The following is an 8,708-nucleotide window of genomic DNA, read 5'->3' on the forward strand; positions in this document are numbered from 1 at the left end:
CCTTGGCGAGGGAAGATTTATTGATCAGCGTGACTTGGCCGGATTCCAGGTCGTGACGGTGCGGCCGGTCATAGCCTTGATCACGCCCTGCAGGGTGGCGGCATAGGCGATCAGTATGTCGACCAGCGCCGCGAACGGGCCGCTTTTCGCGCGGACCCCGGCCCAGATGGTCAGGGCGACAGCCAGTGCGCCGACCATATAGAGCATGGGGGAAATCCGCATCGCCAGCGTCCCCGCCGCGACCGCGCCGGTCAGGATGAAGATGCCGCCAAACCAGCGAACGATCTTGCGCGAGGCATATTTGAAGCGGTCGATGGCACGCATTCGGCGCAGTTGCGGGCGCAGATGGACATGGGTGTGCCAGGCGCGGGCGGCGATCCGTACCTTGCGGCGATATTCATCCTTGCGGGCCGTAACCAGCCGTTCGCGGGCGATGACGTCCTTGGCCTTGATCAAGCGCTTACCCGCGAACACCACGGCCATCGAGACGGTAAGGTCATCCAGCACGCTGTCGGGGAAATCGGGATAGAGGCTGCGGCGGATCGAGAAGATCGAGCCGTCGGCGCCCAGCACGTTGCCGGTGCGCGACTCTTCGTCTTTTAGCCGTTCCTCGATCCGCCAGTAGAGCGAGCCGACCGACGCGGTCGCGCTTTCGTCCGCGCCTATATAGTGGAGCGACCCCAACACGCCGCCGACATCCGGGTCGGCATAGCGGGCGAGCAGATTGTCGATCCCGTCGCCGTCCAGCAGGACATTGGCGTCGGTGAAGATCAGCACGTCGCCCGTGGCGCGGGCGGCGAGTTGCTTCATGCCATGCGCCTTGCCGCTGCGGCCGGGGCCACGGATCAGGGTGACGAGATCGCCTTGCGCCGCGATCAGGTCGCCGGTGCCGTCCGACGAGCCATCGTCGAAGGCCAGGCATTCAAGGTCCGTATCGCGCGCCTTGAGCATGGCGATATTGGCGAGCTTTTCCGGCATCGCATGGGCTTCATTATAGGCGCAGAAGAGCAGCGAGGCGCTGGGCGGCTGGGTCGCCACCGGGGCTTCGGGAAAAGTCGGTAAAGCGCGCAGAATCAGGGGGTAGAAGAGGAAGGGCCATAGCAAAGCGAACAGCGAAGCGGACAGTAGAGCGCCTATCAGCAGGTCGGTCATGCTCAATAGGCCTTGTGGTGGACGAGGACGCCCAGAGTCGCGACGATGATGCGCAGGTCGCGCCAGACCGACCAGTCGCTGACATATTCCAGGTCCGATTGGAGCCGGTCGATCAGATCCTGATGATGGTCGGTCGAGCCGCGATGGCCGCGCACCTGGGCGAGACCGGTCATGCCGGGCTTGATGCAGTGGCGCGCCCAATAGCGGGGATCGACTTCCCAATAGAGGCTGTCCCCTGCCCGCGCGGCGGCGGCATGGGGGCGCGGGCCAACGATGCTCATATCACCTTCTAACACATTGAAAAGTTGAGGTAATTCGTCAATGCTCGTCCTACGCAGGAAGGCGCCGATCGGGGTCACGCGGTCATCGTCCCGCTTGGTTAGCGTTGCGGCCTTCGCGTCGCTGGCCTCTGTCCGCATCGAACGGAATTTGTAGATGGAGAAGGAGCGGCCATCCTTGCCGATACGCGGCTGGCGGAAGAGGATGGGACCAGGGCTGGTCAGTTTCACCGCCAGCGCCGCGCCGATCAGGATGGGTGAGAGCAGGATGGTGGCAACGGTGGCGACGATCAGGTCGAACAGCCGCTTGATCAGCCGGTCGCGGAATTGCAGCGGGCCGCCCGCGACGATGATGGTCGGCTGGCCGTCAAATTCGGCGACCCGCGCGGGCGCGAAACGCAGCAGTTCGGGCACGACAATCTCGCCACGGGCGGACAGCGATTTGAGCGCCGCCGACCAGTCGGCCATCCGGTCGAGCGGACAGGCGACGATCACCCGTTCGGCCATGCCGACCGCGCTCGCCAGCCGCGCCGCCATGTCGGCATCATGGCGTTCGGGGCGAAGGTCGATGGCGGCGGCTTCGATGACGGTCATGTGCGGCCCGGTGGCGATCATTACGCCATCCATGATGACGACGGTGAGGTCGGGCACGGCGCCCAGCACCTGGCTCGCCAGCCGCGCGATCGCGAGGCGCACCAGTGCGACGGCAAGACCGCCGAGGCCAAGGCCGGTTACGAAGGTGAGGCGCGACAATTGTTCGGCCATCTTGCCGAGATAGACGATCAGCAGCATCAGCAGCGCCGCCTGGACCAACGCCCAGAGCGCGCGGACGATGCCGCGCCGGACATTGTTGATGCTTTGAATGCCATAGCCGCCGCCCTGCACTGCCAGCAGCGCATAGAGCGGCGCGATCATCGCGAACATGACGAGGCCGTGCGGCTTGCCTGGTTCGCCCCACAGCGCGCCCAGCACGAACCAGTTGGCGGCGAGGAAGGCGCAGAACAGCCCGGCCATGTCCCCGCCCAGACACAGCGCGTAAAGCCGGAACCGCACGATTTCCTTGGAAACTGTCACTGTTGCGCCCTGATCATCGCCATGCGCTCCGTTGGCACCGGGCGGCGCGGGTTGCAAGGGGGTGGGTTAGGAGTCTGCCTGTGTTCATCCTCCCCTTGCAGGGGAGGACCATATGGGGAACGAACTTCATTTAACTACGTCATTGCCGCGAAGGCGGCAATCCATCTCCCGCCTTATCCCCTTGATTTTAGGTTGGGAGATGGGTCCCCGCCTTCGCGGGGATGACGAAATCTGGGAACTCCGCTTCAGGGAAGAAAATAATTTTACACCCCGAACAGGCGCGTCAGCGACTTGTCGAGCATGAGCAATTGCCACAGCAGGCGGCCATGGTCGGCGACGCCGGAGCGGTGGTCGGTGGCGATGCGGGCGAGCATGGCGCTGTCGAACCATTCGGTGCGGGCCAGGGCCGATCCGCCCGCGATGGCGGTGGCTTCGCCCGCGAGCGCGCCACGGAACCAGGCGCTGATGGGCGTGACGAAGCCCATTTTCTGGCGATAGAGTATGTCCTGCGGCAGATAAGGCTCCATCGCCTTTTTCAGCAAATATTTGCCGCTATTGCCGCGAATGCGCTGGCTGACCGGCAAGCGCGCGGCAAATTCGACGAGGCGATGGTCGAGCAGGGGTTCGCGCGCTTCCAGACTGACGGCCATGCTCATCCGGTCGGTCTTGGTCAGGATGTCGCCGGGTAGCCAATATTTGATGTCGGCATATTGGGCGCGGTCGAGTGCGTCGCGCGCGGGCGCGTTGGCCATCGCCTTTATATAGCGATCTTCGGCGCGATAGCCGCCGAGCCGTCCCTTCACCTCCTGCGTGAAGAGGCGCTGGCGCAGGGCGTGGGGGGTGATGCCGACCGACGCGGCATAGGCTTCGCCGCCGCTGCCCGCCAGTTCGAGGAAGGTCGATTTGGCCCGCAGCGCGCGCGGTGCCCAATCTGCCTTGGGATAATATTTGCCGAGCGTCCCGAACAGCGGTTCGCGGACCGAGGCGGGGATGAGGCCGCGGATGCGTTCGCCCTGCATCTGGAAACGGTGGCGGCGATAGCCGGCAAAGGCTTCGTCCGCGCCGTCGCCCGACAGCGCGACGGTCACCTGCTCGCGCGCCAGTTCGCAAACGCGGAAGGTCGGCAGCGCGGAGGCATCGGCAAAGGGTTCGTCGAAATGGAAGGCGAGCCGGTCGATCAGGCCATAATCGTCGGGCGAGACGATACGGCTGCGATGATCGGTGGCGAAGCGGCGGGCGATGCGATCGGCATAGGCGGTTTCGTCGAGCGCGGCGACATCGAAGCCGATGGTGCAGGTCTTGACGGCTTGGCTCGACGCCTCGGCCATCAACGCGACGACGCTGCTGCTGTCCACGCCACCCGACAGGAAGGCACCCAGCGGCACGTCGGCGACCATGCGCGAGCGGACGGCCTGCCGCATCAGGGCGACCAGTTCCTCTTCCGATTCCTGGGGGGAGGATTTGGTGCGGTCGGCGAAGCTGACGTCCCAATAGCGATGCGGCTGGGGCAAGGGGCGGCCGCGCACGAGGCGGAGCGTTTCGCCAGCGCCCAACTTGCGCACGCCCGCGACCAGGCAGGCATCGTCGGGAACATAGCCATAGGCCATATAATCTTCGAGCGCGGACAGGTCCGGCGCGCGGCGCAGCAGCGGATGGGCGAGCAGGCTTTTGAGTTCCGATCCGAAGATCAGGCTGCCATCGGACAGCAAGGCATAATGGAGCGGCTTGACCCCCAGCCGGTCGCGCACCAGCCAGAGCGACTGCGCGCGCGCGTCGAACAGGGCGAAGGCGAACATGCCGTTGAAGCGGTGGACGCACTCCTCGCCCCATTGGCGATAGCCGTGAAGGATGACTTCCGTGTCGCTATGGGTGCGAAAGACATGGCCCTTCGCCTCCAGTTCGGCGCGCACTTCGGCGAAATTATAGATTTCGCCGTTAAATATGACCGCCAGCGCCTCGTCGTCGGTCAGCATCGGCTGCGCGCCCGATTCCAGATCGATGATCGACAGGCGCAGATGGCCCAGACCTACGCCTGGCGCGGTCCAGATGCCGCTGCCATCCGGGCCACGATGCGGCATCGCATCGAGCATGGCGCGGACCCGCGCGGGATCGACCGGCTTGGCCGTTTCCAGATGAAAGATACCCGCTATGCCGCACATGCGAACCTCCCTAGCGGATGCCCGCGCTGCGGTCAGCCAAAAGCTGTATGTCGCCGATATTGGTCAGGAAGGCGCGGATTGCCGCATCGGCGGGACGCCCCTGCCCTTCTTCGGCGGAGATGAGGATGGCGACGGCGCGCTGGTCCTGGCCCATCAGCCGGGCTTTCATCGTGGCGATCTTGACCTGCGGGCGGCTGCCAGTCGGCGCATTGCCGCCCACGACATAATAGCTCACCACCTGACGCACGACCGGGCCGGGGGCGGTGACCTGTTCACCGCGCGCGCCCCGTGGCGCAGGTGCGGGCGAGGACCAGACCCATTGGCCATCGGGATCAGCCGCGCCCTGGCCGAAGCCGACCAGTTCGCGGCCTTCGTCCTGCCGTTCATAGGCGATGATGGCGAGATCGACGATCTGGCCGTCAGCATTGCGATAGCGGCCTAGGGTGGCATGGTCCGCGCCGTCGAAGCGCGGCTTCCACGGATAGGCCATCGGCGTCGCGCTGCGCGTCCAGCCGGGCACCGAGGGCAGGTCGATGCGCGCGGGCAAGGGATCGGCATTGGCGGCGGTGGCGGCCAGCCAGAGCGGCGCGGCGACGATCAGGGCCAGTGCGATGCCCGCGATCCGGCCAGCTGATCCGGGGGTCAGGACGGGGCGTTGCAGGCGTTGCGGATCGAACCAGGGGTCGCCAGGCTTGCGATCGAAAAAGGGCCAGGCGGTTGCCATCACGACGATCATGATGATCGCGAAGAAGACCCAGCCATAGACGACATGGTCGAAGCCCACGGCGGCGTCGATGGTGGTCAGATGCGCGACCAATATGGTGGCGAAGGCGCGCACGCCGTTGGCGAGGATCGAGAGCAGCAGCGCGCCGCCCAAGAAGATGATGCGACGCGGCCAGCTTTTGAAACAGACATTGCAGACCAGCACGCCATAGGCGGTCATGGCGATCAGGAATTTCGCGCCCGAACAGGCCTCCGCCACTTCGAAATAGCCGGTCGGCGTGGTGATGAAGATGCCTTCCATATGGGCGGGTACGCCCGACAGGTCGAGGAAGAACATCGTCAGATGCGCCGTCACCAGTTGCAGCGGCGGCACGAGTTCTTCACCGAAGGGCACCATGAAGAAAGCGTAGAAGAGCGGGAAGATGAGCGCGCGCGCGACGGCGGGGCCGAGCAGCGCGACGGTCGCGCCCTGAAGCATCAGGATGAGCGCGCTATGGCGGACCATCGCCACGCCCGCCGCTGCGCCGAGCAGCCAGGCGAGCGCGCCCAGCCCCAGCCAGATGAGGCCCGGTGCCCAGGCCACCGGCTCCAGCTGGCGCAGACCGGGCAGACGTTGCTGCACCAGCCAGGCAATGAGCGGCGGGATGAAGAGGCAATAGCCGAAGGTGGAGGAATGCCACCAGATCGACACCATCGAATGCACATCGTCAAAGAACAGCGTCAGGATCGCGAAGGCGACGACACCAAGCGCGGTCAGATGGCCGCGCCAACCGGTCAGGTCGACAAGTGGGGTGCGCGCCATCGGCAGCGTCTGTCCGGTCATGCGGCGCGGCAGTCCGCTTCGCGGCCGAACAGCAGGTCGGGCAGTTGGGCGAGCGTGGCCGACCAGCGGTAGCGGGCCTCCATCCGCGCGCGGGCGGCGATGCCGAGCTGGGCTGCGCGGGCGGGATCGGCGAGCAAGGCGTTGATCTTGGCGGCTTCTTCGGCCGGGTTGGCAGCGATCAGGAAGTGCATTTCATCCTGCGCGTCGATGCCTTCGGCGGCTTGGGGCGAGGCGACGACCGGGCGGGCCATTGCCATGGCTTCCAGCACCTTGTTCTGGATGCCGCGCGCGATGCGCAAGGGGGCGACGACGATGTCAGCCGCCGCCAGCCAGCCGCGCACGTCGGGCACGCCGCCGGTGACGATCACGCCGGGCTGGGCGGCGAGCGCTTCGACGGCCTTGGACGGGTTGCGACCGACGATGGCGAAACGGGCGTTGGGATGGACGGTGCGGATGGCGGGCAAGGTCTGGCGCGCGAAACTTTCGACCGCCTCGACATTGGGGCGATAGTCCATTTGCCCGGTGAAGACGAGCAAGGGGCCGTCGCCATGTGCCATTGGGGGGAAGTCAGCGGTCGGATCGAAATAGTCGAGCGCGACGCCATTTTCGAGCGGCACGATCCGGTCGGGGCCAAGGCCGCTGGCGGTGCGGAAAAGGCCGGCTTCGGCTTCGCTGACGAAAGTGGAGATGTCGGCGCGGGCGGCGATGCGGCGTTCGAAGTCGAGCAGCACGCGGCCTTCGCGCCGGTTGATCCAGCCCATGGGGCCGGAGCCTTGCGCGCCATAAGCGGCGTATTTGGCCGAATCGAAATCCACGAAATCCATCAGGAAGCGGGTGCCTGGCGGGAGAGTGGGGACGAAATGCGCCATCTGCGCCGAATAGGCTATGGCGGCGCGAATGGGATGGTCGGCGAGTGTCTGCGCGACCCAATGGTGCAGGCCGGGATGGTCGAACAGCGAAACGAGCAACGGTTCGCGCTTAGCGAGGCCAGTGAGGCCCGCCACGATCCTGGACCTGTCGCGCCGTAGCACGCACTGGCTCTGCGCCACGGCGGCCAGTTCCCCAGCGAAGCCCATGTCGCGATCATCATCGGCGAAACAGCCGACATGGACGGGGGCGACCTGCGCCAAGCGCTTGAGCAGGTTGCACGAGCGGATCTTGTCACCCCTGTCCGGTGGGAAGGGGATGCGATGGCAGAGGAAGAGGATATCGCCCGTCATCCAAGGCCCCGCGCGATGTGCGGGCCGATGAGCGTCGCGAGGCTTTCAGGGAGTTTCTTCCAATATTCGACCTTGCGCCGATATTGGGGCGAGAGCGGATTGACGTCGCGCGTCTCCTTGCCCGGTGCGGTGCGCAGATGATAGCCGAGCGGTTCGCCCTCGAAGCCCCAGGTCTTTTTCCAGGCGGCGGGGCCGGTGCCGACCTTTGACCGGCCGAAATCGAAGGTCGTGCAGCCGCGTTCGCGCGCCTGGCGCATCAGCAGGAAATAGAGCGCTTCGTTCGAGCGCATGGTCCGCGCGCCATCCGCCGCGCCATGCCAGTATGGCATGCACGCGCCGCCATGATAGAGGCTGATGACCGCCGACAAGGGCTTGCCGTCCTTTGACACCAGGGCGATGTCGGCGTCGCCGCCAAGGCGATCCAGCACGCCGTCGAACAGGGCGCGTGGGAAAACCGGGGTGCCCAGATGATGGACGCTATGGGCGTAGAGGCGGTAATGGATGTCGCGCAGCCGCTTGTCGCGGCCACTCTCGAAGGTCAGGTCGTTGGCTAGGCCTTTGCGGATTTCTGCGCGGTGGCGCTTGGGCACGGCCTTGAGTTCTGCTTCGTCATCGGCAGCGAGGGGGCGCGAGAAGCCGAGATAGGCGTCGGCCTTTGCCTGCCAGGCGAGACCGGCTGGCGCTTCGCCGCCGCGCAGTTCGAGTGTCGCGCAGCCAAGCTTTTCGGCCAGCGTCCAGGCGGCGTCGGCCAGCATCTCGCCGGCCTTGCGATGGGTGGTGAGGATGCCGCCATCGACCGCAAAGCCGCTGCCAACGAGGGCGCGGCCGAACAGCATCGAGCGGATATAGGTGAGCGGCAGGACGCCGACGATCTGGCTGCCCAGCCGCGCGACCAGCATCAGGGCTTTCTGACCCGTGCCATGTTCGACCCCCATGATCCAGCCGGGGCGCTGGAACGGCGTCGATGCCGGATGCGTGCGCACCCAGGCGTCGATCGCGGCGACCTCCGCCGCATCGGTAAGGCGCGCCTCTTCCACGATGAGGCCGACCTCGGTTATCCCTTGCATGAACACGACGTCCTAATCCCCCCGACCCCAGCCGGCCCCATGGACCGGCATAGCATATATCCCAGATATCATCCCAAACCGCGCGCGATGAGCGGACCGACCAGATTGGCGACCGGCAGCGGCAATCGTTTCCACAGCGCGATGCGGCGCTGACATTTTTCGCTATGCGGGTTCACGTCGCGCCGCGCGCCATCGGGTGCCCATTCATGATC

Annotated in this window: 6 protein-coding genes and 1 pseudogene; all 7 read right to left on the reverse strand. The window is 65.8% G+C overall.

The window, feature by feature from the left end; genetic code table 11:
• Nucleotides 1-24 precede the first annotated feature (24 nt).
• Entirely contained in the window at nucleotides 25-1,152 is a 1,128-nt protein-coding gene (locus IL54_RS05395) for a glycosyltransferase family 2 protein (RefSeq protein ID WP_037473785.1), read from the reverse strand.
• Between the two features lie 2 nt (nucleotides 1,153-1,154).
• Nucleotides 1,155-2,504 carry a sugar transferase gene (locus IL54_RS05400; protein ID WP_037477873.1) on the reverse strand — a complete coding sequence of 450 codons (1,350 nt, stop codon included), beginning with the start codon at nucleotides 2,502-2,504 and terminating at the stop codon, nucleotides 1,155-1,157.
• Nucleotides 2,505-2,767: 263 nt separating this feature from the next.
• Nucleotides 2,768-4,663 (reverse strand): XrtA/PEP-CTERM system amidotransferase, encoded by a 1,896-nt coding sequence (locus IL54_RS05405; RefSeq protein ID WP_037473788.1) that lies wholly within the window; start codon nucleotides 4,661-4,663, stop codon nucleotides 2,768-2,770.
• 10 nt (nucleotides 4,664-4,673) lie between these two features.
• The gene (gene xrtA, locus IL54_RS05410) at nucleotides 4,674-6,209 is read right to left on the reverse strand and encodes an exosortase A (protein ID WP_037473790.1); all 1,536 of its coding nucleotides are present in this window, start codon (nucleotides 6,207-6,209) and stop codon (nucleotides 4,674-4,676) included.
• Nucleotides 6,206-7,429 carry a TIGR03087 family PEP-CTERM/XrtA system glycosyltransferase gene (locus IL54_RS05415; RefSeq protein ID WP_037473792.1) on the reverse strand — a complete coding sequence of 408 codons (1,224 nt, stop codon included), beginning with the start codon at nucleotides 7,427-7,429 and terminating at the stop codon, nucleotides 6,206-6,208. Before IL54_RS05415 ends, xrtA begins: the two co-directional genes overlap by 4 nt.
• The gene (locus IL54_RS05420; RefSeq protein ID WP_037473795.1) at nucleotides 7,426-8,496 is read right to left on the reverse strand and encodes a FemAB family XrtA/PEP-CTERM system-associated protein; all 1,071 of its coding nucleotides are present in this window, start codon (nucleotides 8,494-8,496) and stop codon (nucleotides 7,426-7,428) included. The genes IL54_RS05415 and IL54_RS05420 overlap by 4 nt, the downstream gene beginning before the upstream one ends.
• Nucleotides 8,497-8,564: 68 nt before the next feature.
• Nucleotides 8,565-8,708, reverse strand: a pseudogene (locus IL54_RS23965) (FemAB family XrtA/PEP-CTERM system-associated protein); the annotation flags it as partial.

The sequence above is a fragment of the Sphingobium sp. ba1 genome (assembly GCF_000743655.1).
Taxonomy (GTDB): Bacteria; Pseudomonadota; Alphaproteobacteria; order Sphingomonadales; family Sphingomonadaceae; genus Sphingobium.